The sequence below is a fragment of the Kitasatospora sp. NPDC093102 genome (assembly GCF_040683915.1).
Lineage (GTDB): Bacteria > Actinomycetota > Actinomycetes > Streptomycetales > Streptomycetaceae > Kitasatospora.
Genome location: NZ_JBFBFA010000060.1, coordinates 1 through 22536 on the forward strand (window position 1 = coordinate 1; position 22536 = coordinate 22536).

The following is a 22536-nucleotide window of genomic DNA, read 5'->3' on the forward strand; positions in this document are numbered from 1 at the left end:
GTCGACGAAGCCGGGTACGACGGTGTACCCGGTCAGGTCGAGATCGCCGGGCTCGCTGTCGCCACCGAGGCCGGCGATGCGCTCGCCCTCGACGGCGAGGCGGTCGCCCTCGACGACGCCGCCGGGCAGGACCAGCCGGGCGCCGGCCAGGGCAGTACGGTCACGGTCCGCGGTGGTCACGCGGTCACCTCCAAGGAGAGCAGATCCCAGGCGAGCAGGCCCGCGCCCAGGGACGCGGCGGTGTCTTTGAGCATCGCGGGTACGACCTTCGGGGGCATCTGGAAGGTCAGGCGCTCGGTGACCGCCGCGCGCAGCGGACCGAAGAGCGTGTCCCCGGCCTCGGCCAGCCCGCCGCCGACGATCACCGTGGACGGGTCGAGCAGGCTCTGGGCCAGGACGATGCCGTCCGCCAGGGCGTCGACGGCCCGCTGCCAGACCGCGAGGGCGCGGTCGTCCCCGGCGTCCACCGCGGCGGCGCAGGATGCCGCGTCGGCGTCGGGGTCGCCGCTGGCCTCGGCCCAGGCGCGGGAGACGGCGGAGGCGGAGGCCAGCGTCTCCAGGCAGCCGCGGGCGCCGCAGCCGCACGGGGGGCCGCCGGGGCGGACCACGACGTGGCCGATCTCGCCGCCGTAGCCGTGCGCGCCGGCCTCGATCCGGCCGTCGATGCCGATGGCGCCGGCGATGCCGGTGCCGAGGGCGACGAACAGGAAGCGGCCGACGCCGCGGCCGGCTCCGAGCCGGCCCTCGGCCAGGCCGCCGGAACGCACGTCGTGGCCGAGGGCCACCGGCATCGCGCTGCCGTCCGGTCCGGCCAGGCGCTCGCCGAGGAGCTTGCGCAGCGGGAGCTCGCGCCAGCCGAGGTTGGCGGAGAAGACCGCGATGCCGTTCTTCTCGTCGATCGTGCCCGGGACGGCGACACCGGCCGCGAGCGGGGCGACGCCGAAGCGGCTGCGGCCCTCGTCCGCCAGGTCGGTGGCGAAGTCGAGGATGGCGGCGACGACGGCGTCCGTGCCGTGCTCCCGCCCGGTCGGTCGGCGTGCCTCGAACAGCACGGAGCCGTCCTGGGCGAGCAGCGCGGCCTTCATGCCGGTGCCGCCTACATCGAGTGCGATGACGTGCTTCACGGAGGACAGTTTCCCTTGGGCGGGTAGAAGAGGTCTAGTCCAGTTGTCGGATTGGTCTGGTCCATGCTGGGTGAGCTTTGTCGCAGCTGCGGGGGTGTGCGGGGCTTTGCGCCGGGGGGCGGGGCCGGGTGCGGGGGCGGGCGCGGACCGGGGTGCGAGGGGCGGGGGCGGGGGTTTTGTTGCGCATTGTGCAATGACTCCGAGCACTTCGATAACTACTGGGGCGAGCCCGGTCGGTGGTGTGGACCAGTGCTCGGCGGGTTTGGCAGTGTTGCGCCTCCCCCGCCGGATTCCCCCGTTCCGGCCGGCATTCACCCCCGTTCATCCCCGTTCATCCCCCCGAAGGCGGTACCCGCGTTGAACAGGCGCGTCCACGTTCCCACCCGTGTGCTCGGCGGTGCGCTGGCCGGAGCACTGGTCCTCACCGCGGCCAGTGCCTGCGGCGGGCAGGACGACGGGCCGGTCACCCTCAAGCTGGTCGCGGCGGACTACGGGGAGAGCCCCGAGACCAACTCCCAGCACTACTGGGACGCGGTCGCCAGGGCCTTCGAGGCGGCCAACCCCGGGATCAGGGTCAGCGTCGAGGTGGACAGCTGGACCGAGATCGGCAAGAAGGTCGAGGACATGATCGCGGCCGGCAAGTCGCCGGACCTGCTCCAGACCGGCGGCTTCGCGGACCAGGTCGCGGCGGACCGGCTGTACCCGGCGTCCGACGTGCTCTCGGTGGATACCCAGGCCAAGTTCCTGGAGAACTTCGCGCACGCCGGGCAGGTGCTCGGGACGCAGTACGGGATTCCGTTCGTGTCCTCGTCGCGTGTCCTCTTCTACAACAAGGCGGTGTTCCGGCAGGCCGGGATCACGCAGCCGCCGGCCACCTGGGCCGAGCTGCGGCAGGACGCGGAGAAGATCAAGGCCAAGGTGCCGGGGGTGACCCCGTACGGGCTGCCGCTGGGGCCGGAGGAGGCGCCGGCCGAGTCGATGCTCTGGACGCTGAGCGGTGGCGGCAGCATCTCCGACGACGTCGGCAACTACACCATCGACAGCGCCCAGAACCAGGCGACCTTCGGCTGGCTGAAGACCAATCTGGTGAGCACCGGGCTGACGTACCCGGACCCGGGCACGATGAACCGCACCCCGGTGTTCCAGGACTTCGCCGCGGGGAAGGTCGCGATGCTGAACGGGCATCCGACGCTGCTGCGGATGGCGGCCGCCGGGAAGATCGACTTCGGGACGGCGCCGATCCCGAAGAAGGACGGGGTGGGGCGGACCGGGAGCCTCGGGGTCGCGGACTGGATGATGGCGTTCAAGGCGAACGGGCACAAGAACGAGATCAAGAAGTTCCTGTCGTTCGTCTACGACAAGGACAACCAGCTGAAGTTCGACGAGCAGTACAACCTCCTGCCGGTCACTCAGGACGCGTTCGGCCGGATGTCGTCGGACCCGAAGCACGAGGACCTCAAGCAGTTCGCGGTCGGGCTGACCAACGCGAGCTTCTACCCGTTCGGGGACCCGGCCTGGGGCGAGGTCAGCAACCGGATCAAGGCCGGGATCGGACGGGCGGTCACGGGGGATCCGAAGCAGGTGCTCGGGGGGTTGCAGGACGCGGCGGTGAAGGAGGCGGCGGCGGTCCGTAAGTAGGACCGGGCCGGGGCCGGGGCCTGGGGTGGGCCTCAGCCCCGGCGGGGTGTCGATCGCCGGTCAGGGGAGCGTGATGGCGTAGGCCTTGCGGAGGGTCTCGTGGACCGTCCAGGTGGTGCGGTCGCCCTCGCGCAGGACCGCGCAGTCGCCGGGGCCGACCTCCAGGGTCGGGCCGCCCTCGATCTCGATGGTGGCCCGGCCGCTGAGCACCACGAACATCTCGTCGGCCTCGACGTCGGTGACCACGCCGGGGGTGATCTGCCAGAGGCCGCGCAGGTGGCGGCCGTCGGCGGACTCGGACAGCACCTTGCCGGTGACCTCGGGGGTGCCGGAGACGATCTGGGAAGGGTCGAGCGGGTCGGGGTCGAGGTCGGCGGTGGGGATGTGCAGGGCGAAGCTGGGCGTGGTCATGGGGGTGACGTTAGTGGGGGTGGGGGCACGGTGGGGCGAGCAGTGTGTGTCGGGGTCACGCGGGAGAATGACACTCCGTAGCGGTGGACGGAGGTGCTTCCGGTGGGCGAGCTGAGTGAGCGGGACCGGGCGGTGCTGGCGCTGGAGGGGCGGCAGTGGCGTACGTCGGGGGCCAAGGAGCGGGCGATCCGGGAGGAGCTGGGGATCTCCTCCACGCGGTACTACCAGGTGCTGAACGCCTTGCTGGACCGGGAGGAGGCGTTGGCGCACGCGCCGGTTCTGGTGAATCGGTTGCGGCGCGTGCGGGAGGCCCGGCGGGCGGCTCGTTGACGGGGGCTCCCGGGAGGGTGGGTGCCGGGGGCCCCGGCGTGGCGGGTGCGGAGGGGGATGCTCCGGGGTAGGGGCTTCGGTATGGGCTTTGAAGAGATGTTCGTGCCGGGGACCGAGGCGGGGCGGGACGGGGTGCGGGCCATCCTGGCGGCGCCCGGGGATGCCGTGATCGGGCTGGACTTCGACGGGACGTTGGCGCCGATCGTGGCGGATCCGGGGCAGGCGAGGGCGCATCCGGGGGTGGTGGGGGTGTTGCGGCGGCTGGCGTCGGCGGTGGGGGCCGTGGTGGTGGTGACGGGGCGGCCGGCCGGGTTGGCGGTGGAGTACGGGGGGTTCGCGGGGCTGCCGGGGGTGGTGGTGCTGGGGCACTACGGGGCCGAGCGGTGGGAGGACGGGGAGCTTTCGGCGCCGGAGGTGCATCCGGGCGTCGCTCGGGTGCGGGCGGCGTTGCCGGGGGTGCTGGAACGGGTGGGGGCGCCCGAGGGGACGTGGGTGGAGGACAAGGGGCGGTCGGTGGCCGTGCACACCCGGCGGACGGCGGCGCCGGAGGAGGCGTTGGAGCTGCTGCGGGCGCCGGTGGGGGAGCTGGCGGCCGAGTACGGGTTGGTGGTGGAGCCCGGGCGGCTGGTGCTGGAGCTGCGGCCGCCGGGGGTGGACAAGGGGGCGGCGCTGACCGGGTTCCTGCGGGAGCGGGGGGCTCGTTCGGTGCTCTACGCGGGGGACGATCTGGGGGATGTGGCGGCCTTCGCCGCGGTGGAGAAGCTGCGTGGCGAGGGCGTGGCCGGGGTGCTGGTGTGCGCCGGCGCGGTGGGGGACGCGCCGGTGCGGGACCTGGCGGACCGGGCGGACCTGGTGGTCGTCGGGCCGGAGGGTGTGGTGGAGCTGCTGGGGGCCTTGGGGGAGGCGCTCACAGCGCGTTGAGCTGGTCCAGGAACCACTGCTGCGGCGGGAGCGCGGTGGCCGCCGCGGTCAGGCGCTTGGTGCGGTCGGCGCGCTCCTCCGGGCTCATGGTGAGGCCGGCGTGCAGGGCGTCGGCGGTGGCGATGACGTCGTAGGGGTTGACGGTGAGGGCGTCGTCCTTGAGTTCGGCGTGGGCGCCGGCCTCGCGGGAGAGGACGAGTGCGCAGCCGTGGTCGGAGACCACGGGGACTTCCTTGGCGACCAGGTTCATGCCGTCGCGGATGGGGTTGACCAGGGCGACGTCGGCCAGGCGGTAGGCGGCGAGGGAACGCGGGAAGTCGTCGTCGACGTGCAGGATCAGCGGCTGCCAGGTGGGGGTGGCGAACTCGCCGTTGACGGCGGCCGCGAGGTCCTGGACGGCCGCGGTGTAGTTCCGGTACTCGGCCAGGTCGGTGCGGGACGGGTAGGCGAAGGCGATGTGCACCACCCGGTCGTGCCACTCGGGGCGGGTGCGGAGCAGGTGCTGGTAGGCCTGGAGGCCGCGGACGATGTTCTTGCTCAGCTCGGTGCGGTCGACCCGGACGATGGTGCGGCGGTCGCCGACGGCCTCGCGGAGGGCGGCGAGGCGTTCGTCGACGTCGGGGCGGTGGGCGCGCTCGCGCAGGAAGTCGGCGTCGGCGCCGAGGGCGTGGACGCCCAGGTCTGTGGTGCGCCCGTCGAAGGTGACGGTGAGCGCGTCGTGGTCGACGCTCGCCCCGAGGAGGTCCTCGCAGCAGGCGGCGAAGGCGCGGGCCCAGCGGTCGGTCAGGAAACCGGCCCGGTCTGCGCCCAGGATGCCGGTGAGGACGGCCCGGGCGACGTCGTCGGGCAGCAGCCGGTAGTACTCGGGCGGGGCCCAGGGGGTGTGCGAGAAGTGGCCGATCCGCAGATCGGGACGGGCTTCGCGGAGCAGGGCCGGGGCCAGGGAGAGGTGGTAATCCTGGATGAGGACGGCGGCGTTCGGGGCGGCTTCGGCGGCCAGGGCTTCGGCGAAGGCCTCGTTGTAGGCCTGGTAGGAGGCCCATTCGGTGCGGAAGCCGGCGTCGAAGGCGGGTGCGGTGGGGGTCGCGTAGAGCAGGTGGTGGACGAACCAGAGGGTGGAGTTGGCGACGCCGTTGTAGGCGCGGGCGAAGGTCTGCGGGTCTATGTCCAGCATCCGTACGGCCTGGCCGCCGACCTCGTGGCCGGCCAGGTCCAGGCGGCCGTGGGGCGCCCCGGCGGCGGCCCTGCGGTCGGAGTCGTTGAGGGCTGCGCAGACCCAGACGGCGTTCGGGTCCTCGATGGCGGAGAGGCCGGAGACCAGGCCACCGCCGCCGCGGCGCAGGGTCAGCGTGCCGTCGTCGGCGGTGCTGAACGACACCGGTCCCCGGTTGGAGGCCACCAGGACGGGGGCGGTGCCGGCCTGGCCTGAACGTTTGGTCGATGAATCGGCCATGAGTCCTCTTCTGGGTCTGCCCGTTCACCCGTTGGGGTGGATTCCGAGCCTACGGCGGAGCGGTGCGCGGCGCAGCCGTACAGTCGGAGACCTGCGATACGCAGCGGTCAGGGCCTGGCCGTCATGAGGGTCTGACGGGCCGGGGTGAGAAGCCCCCGCGTTCGCATGGGGGAGGAGTCGCGAGGCTCCGCAGGGGTCGAGTGGGAAGCCCCCTCGTCGAGAGGGGGAGGAGTCACGGTTGGGATGTTGCCGGTTGGCGGACATCGCAAACCAACCGCCGGGATAACCGGCGAAATCGCAGCGGCCGCACTGCTCGGGGCCGTCACCCGTCGGTGCGGCGCTTCACGTATTCGGGAACGGTGTGCATCGGGGGGCGTTCCCGGGCCGTCACCGGGTGGGTGTGGGCGGTGAAGGCGCGGGTCTCCGGGTCCCGGGTGAACTGGGTGAGGTGGGGGTGGACGAGGTCGGCTGAGGCCTTGAGGCGGTGGGTGCGGTCGAGGCGTTCCAGGGCGGTCCGGTAGATGGTGGCGGCCATCCGGCCGAGGGCCTGGCCGTCCTGGTGGCGGTGGTGCCGGACGCCGACGTCCACTTGGGCGAGGGCGTCCAGGCCGACCAGTTCCAGGGCGTCGACCAGCAGTCCGAGTTCGACGCCGTAGCCGGTGGGGAAGGGCAGCCGTTCGAGCAGGGAGCGGCGGGCCGCGTACTCGCCGCCGAGGGGCTGGACGAAGCCGGCGAGTTCCGGCCAGTGGAGGTTGAGCAGGGGGCGGGCGACGAGTTCGGTGACCCGGCCGCCGCCGGCGGGCAGGACGGCGCCCTCCGACTCCAGTGGGCGGTCGTACATGGCCTTGACCAGCTGGATGGAGTCGTCGGTCAGCAACGGTCCGACGGTGCCGGAGACGAAGGCAGGGTCGAACTCGCGCAGGTCGGCGTCGACGAAGCAGACGATGTCACCGTGGGTGACCAGCAGCGAGCGCCAGAGCACCTCGCCCTTGCCGGGGACGGCGGGCAGCCGGGGCAGGATGGCGTCGCGGTGCTCGACCCGGGCGCCGGCCTCGGCGGCGACGGCGGCGGTGGCGTCGGTGGAGCCGGAGTCCACGACGACGAGTTCGTCGACGAGCGGGAGGCGTTCCATCAGCTCGCGGCGGATGGTGCGGACGATGTCGCCGACGGTGGCCTCCTCGTCCAGGGCGGGGAGGACCACGCTGACGGTGCGGCCGGTGCGTTCCTTGGCCGCGAGGAGGGTGCGGACCGGCCGGTCGGCCGCGCTCCAGGAGCGGCGGCGCAGCCAGGACGCCACCTGCGGGAGGAGCTCGGGGGTCGGTTCGGCGGGCACGGAGGTCTCCTCGGCGGGGTGGGGTGGGACGGGTCATCTCGCTTGGCGGACGGTCCCGTTCGGGTTTGACGCCTTCGGATACAGTCTTCGTACAGCGGTCGGACCTTTGCACGCCGGGGTCGCCGTTGAGCACCACCACAATTTCACAAGCTCATCCAGAGGGACTGAGGGAACGGCCCGTTGACGTCCCGGCAACCTTCTCGCGCGGCTGTCGTCGACAGGCCCCGGCGGGACAGGTGCCAATTCCGGCCCGTGCCGCGACCGCGCCACGGGGAAGATGAGGAGAGAGGCCTCGCCGTCATGGCTATCACTGAGACGACCCCTTCCGGCGCCGCACCCGTTTCCGTCGACCTCGGCCCCGCCGCCGCGCTGTCCTGTCGGGAGTGCGGCACCCGCTTCCCGCTCGGCCCCAGCTTCGCCTGCCTGGAGTGCTTCGGCCCGCTGGAGATCGCCTACGAGTTCGGCAGTCAGGGCGCCGAGGAGCTGCGCAAGCGGATCGAGGCCGGTCCGGCCTCCATCTGGCGCTACGCGCCGCTGCTGCCGGTTCCGGCCGACGTGGCTTCGAAGCCCAACCTGAACCCGGGGTGGACCCCGCTGGTCAAGGCGGACAACCTGGGCCGGGAGCTCGGTTTCACCGCCCAGCTGCACATCAAGGACGACTCCGGCAACCCGACGCACTCGTTCAAGGACCGGGTGGTCGCGTGCGCGATCGAGGCGGCCCGGGCGTTCGGGTACACCACGCTGTCCTGCTCCTCGACCGGCAACCTGGCCGGCGCGGTGGGTGCAGCGGCGGCCCGGGCCGGGTTCCGGTCCTGCGTGTTCATTCCGCACGACCTGGAGCAGGGCAAGGTCGTCATGGCCGGGGTGTACGGCGGCGAGCTGGTCGGCATCGAGGGCAACTACGACGACGTGAACCGCTTCTGCTCGGAGCTGATCGGCGACCCGGCCGGCGAGGGCTGGGGATTCGTCAACGTGAACCTGCGGCCGTACTACGGAGAGGGTTCCAAGACGCTGGCGTACGAGATCTGCGAGCAGCTCGGCTGGCGGCTGCCGGAGCAGATCGTGATCCCGATCGCCTCGGGCTCGCAGCTGACGAAGATCGACAAGGGTCTCCAGGAGCTGATCGGGCTCGGCCTGGTCGAGGACCGGCCGTACCGGATCTTCGGCGCCCAGGCCGAGGGCTGCTCGCCGGTGTCGGCCGCGTTCAAGGCCGGCCGGGACGTGATCAAGCCGGTCAAGCCGGACACCATCGCCAAGTCGCTGGCGATCGGCAACCCGGCCGACGGCCCGTACGTGCTGGACATCGCCCGCCGGACCGGTGGCGCGGTGGAGGACGTCACGGACGCCGAGGTCGTGGCGGCGATCCGGCTGCTGGCGCGGACCGAGGGCGTCTTCGCCGAGACCGCGGGCGGGGTGACCGTCGGCGTGCTGAAGAAGCTGGTCGAGACCGGGCAGCTGGACCCGTCCAAGGAGACCGTCGCGATCAACACCGGCGACGGCCTGAAGACCCTGGACGCCGTCTCCGACGCCGGGATGACCGCCGTCATCCGCCCGACGCTGGACTCGTTCCGCGACGCCGGCCTCGCGTCCGTCTGAACCACCCCGACAGGCCCCGCCCCCGCAAGGAGAGTCATGAGCGCCAACGTCCGCATCCCCACCATCCTGCGCACCTACACCGGCGGCGCCGCCGAGGTGACCGCCGAGGGTGCCACCCTGGCCGAGGTCATCGCCGACCTGGAGAAGAACCACGCGGGCATCTCGGCCCGCATCCTGGACGACACCGGCAAGCTGCGCCGCTTCGTGAACGTCTACGTGAACGACGACGACGTGCGCTTCGCCGAGGGTCTGGCGACCGAGGTCGAGGACGGCGCCGGCGTCTCGATCATCCCGGCGGTGGCCGGCGGCTGCTGAGCCGTCCGGAGAACCCGCGGTCGCCCACGCGTACGGAATTCCGCTCTCCGTATGCGTGGGCGACCGCTTGCATTCCGGCGGGAATATTTCCGGGTCGAGTCGGAGTAGAGTGTGGCTCGGCTGGGAACAGGGTTTCCCTTTCGGCCCCCGCAGAGCTCGGCCCGGGGGCCCCTCGCCGATGGCGGCGGCCCGTGAAACATGTCAGGCAGATGTCAGAATTACCGCGGGGATTTGGGTAATTCGTCCGCTATGTCCGGCGTGGAATGCCGAGATTTTCCCGATTCAGCCCGTCCTGTCCGTTGACGCCACGGTGGAATTACCGGCGGCTGGCCCTGTTGCAGAGGGCTTCGGTCCGGATACATTCAGCGGCGGTCGACGCAATCACCCGCTCACCGGAAGCCGTTCGGCGCTCCGCGCGGAGGGTTGCGGCGTGCACGGCTGCGCCCAGGGGGGGTTCCCCGGGCCGGCCTTCAAACCAACCCGGGCCCGCGACCTGCGGGCACGTGAAGGGCCAGCACAGCACTAGGGGAGTTCGGAATGGCTCAGGGCACCGTCAAGTGGTTCAACGCGGAGAAGGGCTACGGCTTCATCGCGGTCGACGGTGGTGCGGACGTCTTCGTCCACTACAGCGCGATCCAGATGGACGGCTACCGCACCCTCGAGGAGGGCCAGCGGGTCGAGTTCGAGATTTCCCAGGGACAGAAGGGCCCGCAGGCGGACATGGTTCGCGCGGCGGGCTGACCCCCTTCCGACCCCAGGAGCTCGGCGCGGCCCTCGGCTGGTGACCACTCGCTTCTCGACGGGCCCGGACGACACGTGTCGTACGGGCCCGTCGGCGTTCCCGGGCGGCCCCGGCGACGGCTCGCGGGTTGTCGATTGGGCTTGCACTCGACCACCACGAGTGCTAATCATTGCGTTAGCACTCACAGCGTGAGAGTGACAGCGGACCGGGTCGGTGAGGCCCCCGGGAGCGGTAGGGGAATGGACCCCCGCACACCAGGGCCGTCCGTCGCGGGCACCCCTTGGTCCGAGCAGTCGACCGTGTCCCGGAGGACCACTTCAGATGGCCAAGATCATCGCCTTTGATGAGGAAGCTCGCCGCGGCCTTGAGCGTGGCATGAACCAGCTCGCCGACGCAGTGAAGGTCACGCTCGGCCCCAAGGGTCGCAACGTCGTGCTGGAGAAGAAGTGGGGCGCCCCCACCATCACCAACGACGGTGTCTCCATCGCCAAGGAGATCGAGCTCGAGGACCCGTACGAGAAGATCGGTGCGGAGCTCGTCAAGGAGGTCGCCAAGAAGACGGACGACGTCGCGGGTGACGGCACCACCACCGCCACCGTGCTCGCCCAGGCCCTGGTTCGCGAGGGTCTGCGCAACGTCGCCGCCGGCGCCAACCCGATGGCCCTGAAGCGCGGCATCGAGAAGGCCGTCGCGGCCGTCTCCGACCAGCTGCTCGCCCAGGCCAAGGACGTGGAGACCAAGGAGCAGATCGCCTCCACCGCCTCCATCTCCGCCGCCGACACCCAGATCGGCGAGCTGATCGCCGAGGCCATGGACAAGGTCGGCAAGGAAGGCGTCATCACCGTCGAGGAGAGCAACACCTTCGGCCTGGAGCTCGAGCTCACCGAGGGCATGCGCTTCGACAAGGGCTACATCTCCGCCTACTTCGCCACCGACCTGGAGCGCATGGAGGCGACCTTCGAGGACCCGTACATCCTCATCGCCAACTCCAAGATCGGCTCGGTCAAGGACCTGCTCCCGCTGCTGGAGAAGGTCATGCAGAGCGGCAAGCCGCTGGTCATCATCGCCGAGGACGTCGAGGGCGAGGCCCTGTCGACCCTGGTCGTGAACAAGATCCGTGGCACCTTCAAGTCCGTCGCCGTCAAGGCCCCGGGCTTCGGTGACCGCCGCAAGGCCATGCTCGGCGACATCGCCATCCTCACCGGTGGCACCGTGATCTCCGAGGAGGTCGGCCTCAAGCTGGAGAACGCCGGCATCGACCTGCTGGGCACCGCCCGCAAGGTGGTCATCACCAAGGACGAGACCACCATCGTCGACGGTGGCGGCGAGAGCGACCAGGTCCAGGGCCGCGTGAACCAGATCCGCGCCGAGATCGAGAACAGCGACTCGGACTACGACCGCGAGAAGCTCCAGGAGCGCCTCGCCAAGCTGGCCGGCGGCGTGGCCGTCATCAAGGCCGGCGCGGCCACCGAGGTGGAGCTCAAGGAGCGCAAGCACCGCATCGAGGACGCCGTCCGCAACGCCAAGGCCGCCGTCGAGGAGGGCATCGTCGCCGGTGGTGGCGTCGCCCTGCTGCAGGCCGGTGTCGCCTTCGACAAGCTGGAGCTGGACGGCGACGAGGCCACCGGTGCCAACATCGTCAAGGTCGCGCTGGAGGCCCCGATCAAGCAGATCGCGACCAACGCCGGCCTGGAGGGTGGCGTCGTGGTGGAGAAGGTGCGCAACCTCCCCGCCGGTCACGGTCTGAACGCCGCCACCAACGAGTACGTCGACCTGGTCGCCGCGGGCATCATCGACCCGGCCAAGGTCACCCGCTCCGCGCTGCAGAACGCCGCCTCCATCGCGGCGCTGTTCCTCACCACCGAGGCCGTCATCGCCGACAAGCCGGAGAAGGCCGCCGCGGCCGCCGGCGGCGGCATGCCGGGCGGTGACATGGACTTCTGATCCTGATCGGATCGGTTGATTCCTCGTCCGTGTGGGCGGCTCCCTTCGGGGGCCGCCCACACGGCGTTTCGGCGTTCGGACGTGTCGACGGAGAATGGACGGATGGCTGCTGACGACATCGAGACCGCCCTGCACAACGCGCGGGCACTGATCCTGGCCGACCTCACCGCGCGGGACGTGGCGGACGCCGCCGTCGTCTCGCTGGTGGAGCAGGCCGTCACGCACCGCCGCTGGTGGCTGGAGCAGTGGCCGGACGGCGCCGAGTACGTGCTCGGGCTGGTCGCCCAGGACGTCCAGGACGCGCTGCTGGAGGCGTACGGGCGCTGGCCGCTGTGCACCGACTGCGCGGCGGACGGGGATCCCCACGCGCTGAGCGTGGAGCCCGAGCTGGGGCCGGAGCCGCACTGGGTGTGCGGCAAGCGGGGCACGGTGGTGGCTCCGGTGGGAGAGCTCGGCTAGCACCTGTGTACGGTGCGCGGTATGGGACGGGGTATCAAGCACTGGTTCTGGGCCGTGCTGGGCGGCTGCTGCGGGCTCGCACTGTGGTGGGCCGTGGTGAAGGTGCTGGGAGGTGACCAGGATGCGTGGTGGGCCATCATGGGGCGCGTCTTCTTCGTGATGGGGGGACTGTCCGCCGGGGACCGGCTGAGAGCGCGGCGGGACTGACGGGCGGGCGCGTGTGCGCGCTTCAGAGGGCGTCGAGCTCGGCCGTCAGGTTGGCACGGGCCGCCGCCGTGAAGCGCTCGCGGGCGGCGGGGGTGCGGTAGAGCGCGGGCAGGGCGAGCAGGTGGCGCAGCACGGCGGCCCGGCCGGCCCTGAAGTCCGGCGCGGGGACGAAGCCGTACTCCTCGCGGACGGCGGCCGCGTACGCCGCGTACGCCTCGGGGGCGCCGCCGAGGACGGCGAGGTCCGCGTCGCAGAGCACCTCGCCGTTGCGGTCGCCGGGGGCGGGGTCGTGGTCGACGGTGAGCAGCACGAGGCGCTCCACCTCGGCGACCCGCTCGGCGGGCAGTCCGGCGGCGGTCAGCGCGCGGACGGCCAGGGCGGCGCTGCGCTCCTCGTTCTCGGTGCGGTCGGGACGGTAGACGGCGTCGTGGAACCAGGCCGCGAGGCGGACGGCCTCCGGATCGGCGGCCTGCCCGGCCAGCTCGTCGACGTGCCGCAGCACGGCGCGCAGGTGTTCGGGGGTGTGGTAGCGGCGCTGCGGCTCCGACCAGCGGCGCAGCAGCTCCCGGCCGTACGGCTCGGGGTCGACGGCGGCCCCGCAGCGGTGCAGCAGGGCGGTCCAGGCGGCGAGCAGGTCTTCGGTCGGCATGGCGCCCATTGTGGTGGCTGGTTCCGGTGGACGGGATGTGCCGGTCAGCGATATATGTAGGCGTATGACAGAACGCTCCATGCAGGAGCCGACGCTGCTTCTGCTCACCGCGCTGGCCGACGCCCCGAGGCACGGCTACGCACTCATCCAGGAGGTCGCCGCGATCTCGGACGGCCGGGTCAAGATGCGCACCGGAACGCTCTACGGGGCGCTCGACCGGCTGCTGACCCAGGGGCTGATCGAGGTCGCCGCCGAGGAGGTCGTGGACGGCCGGGCCCGGCGCACCTACGCGCTGACCGACGTCGGTCGCGGCGCGCTGGCCACCGAGGCCGAGCGGCTGCGGGCCGTGGCCACCGAGGCCGAACGGCGGCTGTCCGTCGCCGTTGTGAGTCCGAGGGTCAGGGGAGCCTTCGCATGAGCATGATCGATTCGACCGTCGCCGTCCGGACGGCGCTGGCGTTCTACCCGGGCCGTTACCGCCGCGAGCGCGGCGACGAACTGGCCGTCGTCTTCGCCGACACCACGGCGGAGGCGGGCTCGGTCGCCAAGGTCCGGGAACTGCTCGACCTGGGCGCGTACGGGCTGCGGATGCGCACCGGGCTGACCTCGACGTCCCGGGGCGGGCGGCTGGCGGCGCTGACCGCACCGCTGGTGGCCGGGGCCGCCGGTGGGCTGGCGGCGGGCCAGGCGCTGCTGAGCCGCCTGGAGTCCGGTGTGGCGCACGGGGATTGGGGGCCGCTGCACTTCCTGCCCTACTGGGCGCTGCTGGGGGCGGCGATGCTCTCCGCCGTCGCGGCGCTGCTCGGGCGGTGGGCGGCGGCCAAGCTGCTGGCCGGGGTGTCGGCGCTGGCGGCCGTGGTCGACCTGGTGTGGTCGGTGAGCAGCCCGCACGTCCTCCAGCCGCTCTGGTACTTCCTCGAGGCCCTCCAGTGGAACGGCCCGTTCGTGCTCTGGGCCCTGTTGCTGCTGGCCGCGCCGAAGGACGCGCTTTCGGTGCCGACCTGGCGGGAGCGGGGCCTCCTGCTGGCGGCGGCGGTGCTGACCCCGGTGGCGGCGTTCGCGGACAACGTCTACACCAGCTGGTACCACCTGGACCCGCAGTGGCGGGCGCTGATGATCGTCGTCCCGCTGCTGATGGCGCTGGCGGCGGTGCGCGGCTGGTACCTGGTGGCCGTTCCGGGGCTCGCCGCCCTGCCGTGGACGTTCAGCGTCAACCTGCACGGGCTCTGGCAGCAGGAGGGCGGGGCCTGGAAGCTGCTGCCGATGGCCGCTTTGACGGTCTCGGCGGCGGTCGCGCTGGCGCTGGTCGGGCGCCGGAAGGGCCCGGGCGGGCGCCAACTGGCTTGAGCGTTCGGGGGACGGGGTCGCCCGGGGGCCGGCGGATGTGGCAGGCTGTCGAATATGTCTAGACCAATTTTCGAAGTCATCGCGCTGACGCCCCAGGACGCCCAGGCCGCCGAGTCGGGCGGCGCCGACCGGCTCGAACTGGTCACCGACATGGCCGCCGACGGGCTCACCCCGTCCGTCGAGGACTTCGGCCGGATCCGGGCCGCCGTCGGCATCCCGCTGCGGGTCATGCTGCGGATCCGGGACGGCTTCGCCCCCGGCGACCTGGAGGAGCTGTGCGCCCGGGCCGCTGCGCTGCGGGCCGAGGGGGCCGAGGAGTTCGTCCTCGGCTTCCTCGACGCCGACGGCGCCGTCGACCTGGCCGCCACCACGGCCGTCGCCGGGGCGATCGCAGGTTGCCGCTGGACCTTCCACCGGGCGATCGACCACAGTGCCGAGCGGGCCGCCCTGCGGGCCGCCGTCGGCGGGCTGCCCGGCCTGGACACCTTCCTCACCTCCGGCGCGGCCGCCGGGGTGGACGCCGGGCGCGAGGTGCTGTCGGCCGAGCTGGCCCGGGCCGGCGAGCCCGGGTACCGGCAGCGGATCCTGATCGGCGGCGGCCTGCGGGTCGAACACCTGAAGGAGCTGCGGGCGGAGGGCTTCGACGCCTTCCACGTCGGCGGCGCGGTGCGGGTCGACGGCTGGCGGACGCCGGTGGACGCGGCCAAGGTCGCCGGGTGGCGGGCGCTGATCGACGCCTGACGCTCGTTCCGGTGGCCCGTCCCGAGCGGGCGTCCTGAGTGCCCGTTCGAAAGGGCCGGTCCCCGGACCGGCCCTTTCGCGTCCTACCGCAGCTGCTCCGGCAGCGGCTCGGCGTGCAGCACCGTCAGCCCGGAGACGGCGCGGGTCAGCGCCACGTACAGGCGGCGCAGGCCGGTCCGCTCGTCCGGCTCCCCGGCGATCACCGCGGCCGGCTCGTCCAGCACCACGTAGTCGTACTCCAGACCCTTGGCCAGCGAGGCCGGGACGAGGGTCAGCCGGGCCTCGGCGCTGGTCTCGGTGCCGGGGGAGAGGTGCGGCAGGCCGGCCGCGGTGAGCGCCTCGGCGAGCTGCGGGATGCGGGCGTCGGCGGCGATCAGACCGGTCGAGCCCTCGTGTTCCAGCGCCTCCCGGCAGGCCGTCAGGACCGCCTCCGTGCCGTCCCCGTCCACGATCTGGCGGATCGTCAGCGAGCCGGGCGCCTCGCGGACCGAGGAGGCCGGGGCCAGGCCCGGGGCGATCGCCGGGAGCAGCCGGGAGGCGTACGCGATGACCTCCTCCGGCACCCGGAAGCCCTTGGTCAGCTCCTCGACGTGCGCCTCCGGCTTGCCCAGGTGGCGCAGCGCCTCCGGCCAGCTCGCCGTCGCCCACGGGGTGGTGCCCTGGGCGAGGTCGCCGAGGACGGTCGCCGAGCCGGTGGTGCAGCGGCGGCCGACCGCGCGGTACTGCATCGGGGAGAGGTCCTGGGCCTCGTCCAGCACCACGTGACCGAGCGAGGGGGTGCGCTGCACCAGGTCGGTCGCCTCGTCCACCAGGACGGCGTCGGCCGCCGTCCAGCGGGCGGTCTTCACCGAGCGGCCGGGCTTGGGCCACAGCACCGCCTGCTGCTCCTCGGGCGTCAGCACGCCCTCGGCGCACCCGGCCAGGAACTCCGGCTCGGAGAGAAGCCGCAGGACCAGCTTCGCCGGGTCGACGGCCGGCCAGCACTCCTTGACCACCGCCTTGACCGCGCTGTTGCGGGCCACCGCGTCCTGCACCCGGTCGTCCGGGGCCTCGCCGCCCTGCTCCATCTTCAGCAGCACGGCGTGCGCGATGCGCTGCGGCAGGGCGTCCCGGGCGGCGCCGTAGCGGACCTCGCGGCCCTTCAACTCCTCGATGATCTCGACCAGTTCGTACACCGGAACGCGCCAGCGACGGGAGCCGCGGACCACCACGCAGGGCTCGGTGGGCAGGGTGATGCCCGACCGGACCGCCCGGCGCAGCACCTCGGCCATCCGGGCGTCCCCCTTCAGCCGGGCCGCCTCCGGGGCGTCCTCGCCCTTCACCTCGACGTGCCCGACCAGCTGCTGCACGGTGGCCTGGGCGACGTCCAGCTCGCCGAGGGCCGGGAGCACCTGCTCGATGTAGGAGAGGAAGGCGTTGTTCGGCCCGATCACCAGGGTGCCGGTACGGGCGAGGCGCTCGCGGTGCGCGTACAGCAGGTAGGCGACACGGTGCAGGCCGACGGCGGTCTTCCCGGTGCCGGGCGCCCCCTGGACGCAGATGGTGCCCGTGACGTCGGAGCGGACGATCTCGTCCTGTTCGGGCTGGATGGTGGCGACGATGTCGCGCATCGGGCCGACGCGGGGCTTCTCGATCTCGGCGGCGAGCAGCGCGGAGGCCTGCTCCGTCTCGGCCGGGTCGGTGAGGTGCTCGTCCTCGTAGGCGGTGAGTTCGCCGCCGGTGTAGCCGAAGCGGCGGCGGCGCTCGACGTCCATCGGCTCGGTGCGGCTGGCCCGGTAGAACGGCTGGGAGACCGGCGCGCGCCAGTCGATCACCATCGGGTCGCCGTCGGCGTCGTGGACGTGGCGGCGGCCGATGTAGAAGTTCTCTCCCCCTCCGCCTTCGCCGAGCTCCTCGCTGATCGCGTGCAGGTAGTCGAGGCGGCCGAAGAACAGCGGGGTGTGCGAGAGGTCGGCCAGTGCGGCGATCCTGGCCTCGATCTGGTTCTGGAGCACGAGCGCGGTGACCCAGGTGCCGGTCACGTCGCGGATGTCGAGCGACTCGACGTCCTCGCGCATGGCTCGCAGGGCGGCCCGGGACGCGGCCAGGTGCTCGCGTTCGCGCTGGAGGGGGTCGGTGGTGGAGGTGGCGGGCACAGCGAACCTTCCCGGCTGCCCCGGTGGCGGGCGCAGCGGATCGTAGGAGCTCACGGTGGGTACGGCCGACCGGTTGCCGAGCGGTCGGCACCTCCCCCGGCTGCCTGCGGGACTTCAGCAGGTACCACGGTTCGGGAGGGGGCAGACGGACGATCTTAGACCCGTCCGCCCGGCGGTTCCAGCCCGGCGGGTCTCGGGCTTCCTCCCCGCGGGGTCTCGGGCCTTCTCCCCGCGGGGTCTCAGGGTTCCTCCCGCGGGGTCTCGGGGTTCCTCCCTGCGGGGCGTCGGGGCCGCAGTACACCCGGAGGACGACCCGCGCACCTGCGGATACGGCCTTTGGAGTGATGCCGACGGCCGGCCGGGTGCCTACCGTTGAAACATGAGCACCACGAACCACACCCCCCGATCCGGCCCGGCCGGCGCCACCGCCGTCTCCGGGCGCCACCGCAACCCGCTGACCGCCGCCGTCCGCAACGTCGGCATCGCCCTGGACACCGCCGCGCGCGTGATCTTCCTCGGGCGCGACGGTGTCCGGTACTGAACCCGGGTCCGTCTACAGCACGTCGTCCGCGTCGATGATCCGGTACGCGTAGCCCTGTTCGGCCAGGAAGCGCTGCCGGTGGGCGGCGAAGTCCTGGTCCACGGTGTCCCGGGCGACCACCGAGTAGAAGTGGGCCGCGTGGCCGTCCGCCTTGGGGCGCAGCACCCGGCCGAGGCGCTGGGCCTCCTCCTGGCGGGAGCCGAAGGTCCCGGAGACCTGGATGGCCACGGTGGCCTCGGGCAGGTCGATCGAGAAGTTCGCGACCTTGGAGACCACCAGGACGCCGATCTCCTTGTTCCGGAAGGCGTCGAAGAGCTTCTCGCGCTGGGCGTTGCTGGTCTCGCCCTTGATCACCGGGGCGTCCAGGGCCTCGCCGAGTTCGTCCAGCTGGTCGATGTACTGGCCGATGATCAGCGTCTGGTCCTTCTCGTGCTTCTTGACCAGCGCCTCCACCACCCGCCGCTTGGTCGCCGTGGTGGCGCAGAAGCGGTAGCGCTCCTCCGGTTCGGCGGTCGCGTAGGCGAGCCGCTCCGAGTCGGTCAGGGTGACCCGCACCTCGCAGCAGTCGGCGGGCGCGATGTAGCCCTGTGCCTCGATCTCCTTCCACGGCGCGTCGAAGCGCTTGGGGCCGATCAGGCTGAAGACGTCGCCCTCGCGGCCGTCCTCGCGCACCAGGGTGGCGGTCAGGCCGAGCCGGCGGCGGGCCTGGAGGTCGGCGGTGAACTTGAACACCGGCGCGGGCAGCAGGTGCACCTCGTCGTAGACCACCAGGCCCCAGTTGCGGGCGTCGAACAGCTCCAGGTGGGCGTAGACGCCCTTCCGCTTGGTCGTCATCACCTGGTAGGTGGCGATGGTGACCGGGCGGATCTCCTTCTTCGTGCCGCTGTACTCGCCGATCTCGTCCTCGGTGAGCGAGGTGCGCTTGACCAGCTCGTGCTTCCACTGGCGGGCCGAGACGGTGTTGGTGACCAGGATCAGCGTGGTCGACTTGGCGTGCGCCATCGCGGCCGCGCCGACCAGCGTCTTGCCGGCGCCGCAGGGCAGCACGACCACGCCCGAGCCGCCGTGCCAGAAGCCCTCGACGGCCTGCGCCTGGTACGGGCGCAGCTGCCAGCCGTCCTCGTCCAGGTCGATCGGGTGCGCCTCGCCGTCCACGTACCCGGCGAAGTCCTCGGCGGGCCAGCCGAGTTTGAGCAGCACCTGTTTGATCTGGCCGCGCTCGGAGGGGTGCACCACGACGGTGTCCGGGTCGACCCGGGCGCCGACCAGCGGGACGATCTTCTTGGAGCGCAGCACCTCCTCCAGCACCGGCCGGTCGGTGGTGGTGAGCACCAGCCCGTGGGTCGGGTGCTTGACCAGCTGGAGCCGCCCGTACCGGCCCATGGTGTCCGCCACGTCCACCAGCAGCGCGTGCGGCACCGGGTAGCGCGAGTACGTCACCAGGGCGTCCACCACCTGCTCGGCGTCGTGCCCGGCCGCCCGCGCGTTCCACAGCCCGAGCGGGGTCACCCGGTAGGTGTGCACGTGCTCGGGCGCCCGCTCCAGCTCGGCGAACGGCGCGATGGCGCGGCGGCAGTCGGCGGCCTGGGGGTGGTCGATCTCCAGGAGAAGAGTTTTGTCGCTCTGGACGATGAGCGGTCCGTCGTTCACGCGGGGAAGCCCTCCACTGGCTGACAGGGTGGATTGACGCAGACCCTTCAGTGTCGCGCATTCCGGAGGGGGCGCGGGCGGCTGCTTCGAGTGACCACGGTCCGTACTCGCTCGTTGGGCTGGTCATGAAGAAGTCGAAGCGTGTTCTCACCGCCCTCGCCCTGATGGGCTCGGCCTTCGCGGCCACCGCCTCCTCGGCCGGTTCGGCCCACGCCCTCGCGGGCATCGGCGAGGGGCCCGGCGGCCTGCTCGCGGCTCCCGGATTCCTGATCGCGGAGACCGCCACCGGGGGGTCGATGCCGGTCGGGCAGGGGCAGATCGGCAGCCTGGCGGACAAGGCCGTCCAGGAGAAGATGAAGGAGGCGCAGCAGGGGCACTGAGGCCTCGGACACCTCAGGTCACTCGTCGAGTTCCGCGACGCCGGTGATGCGGTGCAGGGCGAAGGTGCGGAGTTCTTCGGCATGGTGGTCGAAGGCGGTGACGAAGCCGCCTTCGACCTTGACCGGGTCGATGATGCGCTGGCTGGCGATGCCCTCGGCGTTGAGGTAGCCGATCCACATGCGCTCGCCGAGCAGGACGGCCGTCTGGAGGGCGGCGAGGGTCTCGGCGGCGGCGGTGCGGGGGAGGTGACGCGGGTCGGGGGCGGGCTCGCGGCGGGTGGCGGTGGCGGCGCGGTCCCCGGCCCGGATGGCCTTGATGGCGGCCGCGAGCAGGGTGTCGTCGGGGCTGGGCGGACCGTCGGGGACGGGCACCGGTGCCGTGCGGGGCGGGGTGCGGTGGCTGTCCGGGCGGGTGATCAGCACGTCGCCCTCGGCGGACTCGGCGGCCGGGGCGTAGCCCATGGTGCGCAGGGCGGCGAGCAGGACGTCCGGGGCGGCCTGGGAGGCGAGGACGGTGGGGGCGAGCAGCCGTAGCCGCAGGTCGGCGGAGCGGCGGTCGGCGAGCACCTCGCCGAGCAGGGACGGGTCGTCGCAGCGCAGGTAGGAGGAGGCGGCGCCGACCCGCAGGATGCCGTGCCGGCGGGCGACGTCGTCGATCAGGTAGGCGAGCGGCTGCGGGACGGGCGTGCGGCTGTGCTGCTCCAGGAAGGCCCGCAGGTCGGTGGCGGTGCGGCCGGCGTCGAGGGCACGGCGCACCGAGGTCGGGGTGAAGCGGTAGACGGTGGCGCCGCCCTTGGACTCGATGTCGGCGCACAGGGCGAGGGCCTGGGCGAGCGGGGTGAGCAGCGGGCCGGGGGCGATCGCGGTGAGGTCGGGCTGGAGGATCACGTGGTCCAGCGGCTGTGGGAGCAGCGGGGCGAGCACCTCGGCCGGGTCGGACTCGGCGGTGAGCAGGGCGCGGGCGGGGGCGGCCAGGGCGCCGCGGCCGGTGATGCCGAGGAGTTCGGCCTCGTCGAGGGTCCACGCGGTGAGTTCGTCGCGCAGCTCGCGGCCGTCCGGGCCGGTGGGGCCGCCGCGCAGCGGGCGCTGCCAGCGCAGGGTGGGGAGCAGCTCCTCGGCGGTGGCCGGGGTGCCGGGCGGGAGTTCGGCGAGCAGGGCGAGGGCGGCGCGGCGGACGGACGGGGCGAGGGTGCGGTCGAGTTCGGGGCCGAGGGCGGCGCGCGGCTTGCCCCGGCCGTCCGGGGTGCCGGTGAGGGCGGCGACGCGGGTGGCGGCGAGCCAGGCAGTGGCCAGCACGGACCAGCGCTCTGCGGTGTCCAGGTGCAGCCAGGCGTCGTACCCCGGGGTGGGGGCCCAGCGTTCGTCCACCTCGCCGTCGGGGGCCAGCAGCCCCGCGGTGTAGGCGAGTTCGAGCCAGAAGGCGGTCTGCTGCTCGGTGCTCTCCAGGGCCTGGGCGGTGCGCTTGAGGTCGCGGACGCCGAGGCCGCCGGCGCGCAGGGTCGGCGGCGGGGTGAGGCCCCAGCCGTCCAGCAGTTCCTCGACGGTCTTGACCGCGGTGTGTGCCTGTGCGGCCGCGGCGCTGTCCACGGCCTGGGGATCGCGCGGGGCGGCGGCGGGTGCGGGCTCGGGCTGGACGGGTTCGACGGTGCGGTGGGTGCGGCCGCCGCGCAGGTGCAGGGCGAGCTCGCGGGGCAGGACGACGCTGCCGGGGCTGGTGGGCAGCAGCAGGCCGCGGGCGAGCAGCCATTCGACCGGACTGTGGGCGTCCTCGGCGGTCACCGGGCGGGTGGCGTCCGGGACGGTGCCGGTGGGCGGGCCCCAGACCAGCCGCTCCAGCAGTCGCAGTGCGGCCTCGGGCGCGGTGTCGAGCAGCGCGGCGCAGCGGGCGCGGTCGGTGAGCAGTGCGGTGAGCGCGGCGACGGCGCTGACCGGGTCCGGGGTGGCGGGCTGCCCGGCCGAGGCGAGCAGTTGCTGCAGCCGGGCCGGGGACATGCCGACGGTGGCGTCGGCGAGGGTGGGGCCGAGGCCGGTGCGGCCCGGGTTGCCGGCGGTCGGGGCGAGCGCCTCGCGGACGGCGAGGACCAGCCGCAGCCCGTTGTCCGGGCCCCAGAGCAGTGCCCGGTCACGCAGGGTGGCGATCGCGCGGGGCAGGGCGGCGGCGACGGCGGACCGGTCGGCGGGGGTGAGCGGGGTCGCGCCGGGGTGCGGCTTGACCTTCGCCGGGCCGGTCAGCAGGGTGCGGACGGTGTTCAGCGAGGTGCCGTCCGGGGCGGTGGCCAGCGCCTCGGCGACCTGGAGGGTGAAGCGGTCGAGCCGCTCCAGGGCGCGCAGCGCGGAGGCGCGCGAGGAGAGCCGGGCGGACAGCTGGGTGAGGTCGCCGGGGACGGGGTTCAGCAGGTCGGGGCGGGAGCGGAGCAGGGCGGCGAGCGCGTCGTCGGGACGGGCGCGCAGCTCCTCGGCGAGGGTGCGCGGGCCGGTGGCGGACCTGCCCCGGCGTTGAGGGCCCTGCTGTGTGGTCATTCGACCTAGGTTAGTCGGGCGCGGGGACGGCGGGGTGTCCCGTACAGCGCCGTATCGCCGTCCCGGGGTACCCGCACCGCCGGGCCCGGCGGGTGGACTC

The 22536-nt window shown here is 72.9% G+C and carries 22 protein-coding genes, 1 pseudogene and 1 riboswitch; of the genes and pseudogenes, 14 read left to right on the plus strand and 9 right to left on the minus strand.

Annotated elements, in window-relative coordinates; translation table 11 throughout:
- Both AB0O11_RS36050 and AB0O11_RS36055 read right to left on the minus strand, forming a co-directional pair.
- A pseudogene (locus AB0O11_RS36050) lies at positions 1 to 180 on the minus strand (N-acetylglucosamine-6-phosphate deacetylase); the annotation flags it as partial.
- Complete coding sequence (locus tag AB0O11_RS36055) at positions 177 to 1124, minus strand: ROK family protein (RefSeq protein WP_363395752.1); 948 nt, start codon at positions 1122 to 1124, stop codon at positions 177 to 179. The pseudogene AB0O11_RS36050 and the gene AB0O11_RS36055, both read right to left, overlap by 4 nt.
- A gap of 357 nt (positions 1125 to 1481) precedes the next feature.
- Between AB0O11_RS36055 and AB0O11_RS36060 the strand changes: the two genes are divergently transcribed.
- On the plus strand, positions 1482 to 2762 hold the full coding sequence (locus AB0O11_RS36060; RefSeq protein WP_363395755.1) for an extracellular solute-binding protein: 1281 nt from the start codon (positions 1482 to 1484) through the stop codon (positions 2760 to 2762).
- Between the two features lie 60 nt (positions 2763 to 2822).
- Here the strand turns inward: AB0O11_RS36060 and AB0O11_RS36065 are convergent, their stop codons facing one another.
- Positions 2823 to 3173 (minus strand): cupin domain-containing protein, encoded by a 351-nt coding sequence (locus tag AB0O11_RS36065; RefSeq protein WP_363395758.1) that lies wholly within the window; start codon positions 3171 to 3173, stop codon positions 2823 to 2825.
- A gap of 102 nt (positions 3174 to 3275) precedes the next feature.
- Between AB0O11_RS36065 and AB0O11_RS36070 the strand changes: the two genes are divergently transcribed.
- Positions 3276 to 3503, plus strand: a complete 228-nt coding sequence (locus tag AB0O11_RS36070; RefSeq protein WP_363395761.1) for a DUF3263 domain-containing protein — start codon at positions 3276 to 3278, stop codon at positions 3501 to 3503.
- 81 nt (positions 3504 to 3584) lie between these two features.
- Complete coding sequence (otsB, locus tag AB0O11_RS36075; protein ID WP_363395764.1) at positions 3585 to 4424, plus strand: trehalose-phosphatase; 840 nt, start codon at positions 3585 to 3587, stop codon at positions 4422 to 4424.
- Here otsB and AB0O11_RS36080 read toward each other — a convergent pair.
- Complete coding sequence (locus AB0O11_RS36080; RefSeq protein ID WP_363395767.1) at positions 4411 to 5877, minus strand: trehalose-6-phosphate synthase; 1467 nt, start codon at positions 5875 to 5877, stop codon at positions 4411 to 4413. The two genes, otsB and AB0O11_RS36080, sit on opposite strands and share 14 nt — an antisense overlap.
- Positions 5878 to 6199: 322 nt before the next feature.
- Positions 6200 to 7210 carry a glucosyl-3-phosphoglycerate synthase gene (locus tag AB0O11_RS36085; protein WP_363395770.1) on the minus strand — a complete coding sequence of 337 codons (1011 nt, stop codon included), beginning with the start codon at positions 7208 to 7210 and terminating at the stop codon, positions 6200 to 6202.
- Positions 7211 to 7358: 148 nt separating this feature from the next.
- A riboswitch (SAM riboswitch) is annotated at positions 7359 to 7494 on the plus strand.
- A gap of 16 nt (positions 7495 to 7510) precedes the next feature.
- Here AB0O11_RS36085 and thrC point away from each other — a divergent pair.
- The 6 genes from thrC (at position 7511) to AB0O11_RS36115 (ending at position 12473) form a co-directional block, all read left to right on the plus strand.
- A complete protein-coding gene (thrC, locus tag AB0O11_RS36090) occupies positions 7511 to 8806 on the plus strand; it encodes a threonine synthase (protein ID WP_363395773.1) in 1296 nt (431 codons plus the stop codon).
- A gap of 36 nt (positions 8807 to 8842) precedes the next feature.
- Positions 8843 to 9121 carry a MoaD/ThiS family protein gene (locus AB0O11_RS36095; protein WP_363395776.1) on the plus strand — a complete coding sequence of 93 codons (279 nt, stop codon included), beginning with the start codon at positions 8843 to 8845 and terminating at the stop codon, positions 9119 to 9121.
- A 537-nt stretch (positions 9122 to 9658) separates the two neighbouring features.
- Entirely contained in the window at positions 9659 to 9862 is a 204-nt protein-coding gene (locus AB0O11_RS36100) for a cold-shock protein (RefSeq protein WP_030057071.1), read from the plus strand.
- Between the two features lie 322 nt (positions 9863 to 10184).
- Complete coding sequence (gene groL, locus AB0O11_RS36105; RefSeq protein ID WP_363395780.1) at positions 10185 to 11807, plus strand: chaperonin GroEL; 1623 nt, start codon at positions 10185 to 10187, stop codon at positions 11805 to 11807.
- A 102-nt stretch (positions 11808 to 11909) separates the two neighbouring features.
- Positions 11910 to 12266, plus strand: a complete 357-nt coding sequence (locus AB0O11_RS36110; protein ID WP_363395783.1) for a hypothetical protein — start codon at positions 11910 to 11912, stop codon at positions 12264 to 12266.
- A gap of 21 nt (positions 12267 to 12287) precedes the next feature.
- A complete protein-coding gene (locus tag AB0O11_RS36115; RefSeq protein WP_363395786.1) occupies positions 12288 to 12473 on the plus strand; it encodes a hypothetical protein in 186 nt (61 codons plus the stop codon).
- A gap of 22 nt (positions 12474 to 12495) precedes the next feature.
- Here the strand turns inward: AB0O11_RS36115 and AB0O11_RS36120 are convergent, their stop codons facing one another.
- Complete coding sequence (locus AB0O11_RS36120) at positions 12496 to 13122, minus strand: hypothetical protein (protein WP_363395789.1); 627 nt, start codon at positions 13120 to 13122, stop codon at positions 12496 to 12498.
- A 64-nt stretch (positions 13123 to 13186) separates the two neighbouring features.
- Between AB0O11_RS36120 and AB0O11_RS36125 the strand changes: the two genes are divergently transcribed.
- From AB0O11_RS36125 to AB0O11_RS36135, 3 genes are read left to right on the plus strand one after another with little or no spacing between them, the layout of a single operon-like run.
- The gene (locus AB0O11_RS36125) at positions 13187 to 13540 is read left to right on the plus strand and encodes a PadR family transcriptional regulator (RefSeq protein ID WP_363395792.1); all 354 of its coding nucleotides are present in this window, start codon (positions 13187 to 13189) and stop codon (positions 13538 to 13540) included.
- Complete coding sequence (locus tag AB0O11_RS36130; RefSeq protein ID WP_363395795.1) at positions 13537 to 14469, plus strand: hypothetical protein; 933 nt, start codon at positions 13537 to 13539, stop codon at positions 14467 to 14469. Before AB0O11_RS36125 ends, AB0O11_RS36130 begins: the two co-directional genes overlap by 4 nt.
- 54 nt (positions 14470 to 14523) lie before the next feature.
- Positions 14524 to 15210: a copper homeostasis protein CutC gene (locus AB0O11_RS36135; RefSeq protein ID WP_363395798.1), complete on the plus strand. Its 687-nt coding sequence runs from the start codon at positions 14524 to 14526 to the stop codon at positions 15208 to 15210.
- Positions 15211 to 15293: 83 nt separating this feature from the next.
- Here AB0O11_RS36135 and AB0O11_RS36140 read toward each other — a convergent pair whose 3' ends face one another.
- Entirely contained in the window at positions 15294 to 17345 is a 2052-nt protein-coding gene (locus tag AB0O11_RS36140; RefSeq protein ID WP_363395801.1) for an AAA family ATPase, read from the minus strand.
- Between the two features lie 379 nt (positions 17346 to 17724).
- Between AB0O11_RS36140 and AB0O11_RS36145 the strand changes: the two genes are divergently transcribed.
- Entirely contained in the window at positions 17725 to 17886 is a 162-nt protein-coding gene (locus AB0O11_RS36145) for a hypothetical protein (RefSeq protein WP_363395804.1), read from the plus strand.
- Positions 17887 to 17898: 12 nt separating this feature from the next.
- Here the strand turns inward: AB0O11_RS36145 and AB0O11_RS36150 are convergent, their stop codons facing one another.
- Positions 17899 to 19536, minus strand: coding sequence for a DNA repair helicase XPB (locus tag AB0O11_RS36150; RefSeq protein ID WP_363395807.1), 1638 nt, complete (start codon positions 19534 to 19536; stop codon positions 17899 to 17901).
- Positions 19537 to 19661: 125 nt separating this feature from the next.
- On the opposite strand from AB0O11_RS36150, the gene AB0O11_RS36155 reads away from it, so the two are divergent.
- Complete coding sequence (locus AB0O11_RS36155; RefSeq protein WP_363395810.1) at positions 19662 to 19916, plus strand: hypothetical protein; 255 nt, start codon at positions 19662 to 19664, stop codon at positions 19914 to 19916.
- 18 nt (positions 19917 to 19934) lie between these two features.
- Here the strand turns inward: AB0O11_RS36155 and AB0O11_RS36160 are convergent, their stop codons facing one another.
- Positions 19935 to 22436 carry a helicase C-terminal domain-containing protein gene (locus AB0O11_RS36160; protein ID WP_363395813.1) on the minus strand — a complete coding sequence of 834 codons (2502 nt, stop codon included), beginning with the start codon at positions 22434 to 22436 and terminating at the stop codon, positions 19935 to 19937.
- Between the last annotated feature and the right edge of the window lie 100 nt (positions 22437 to 22536).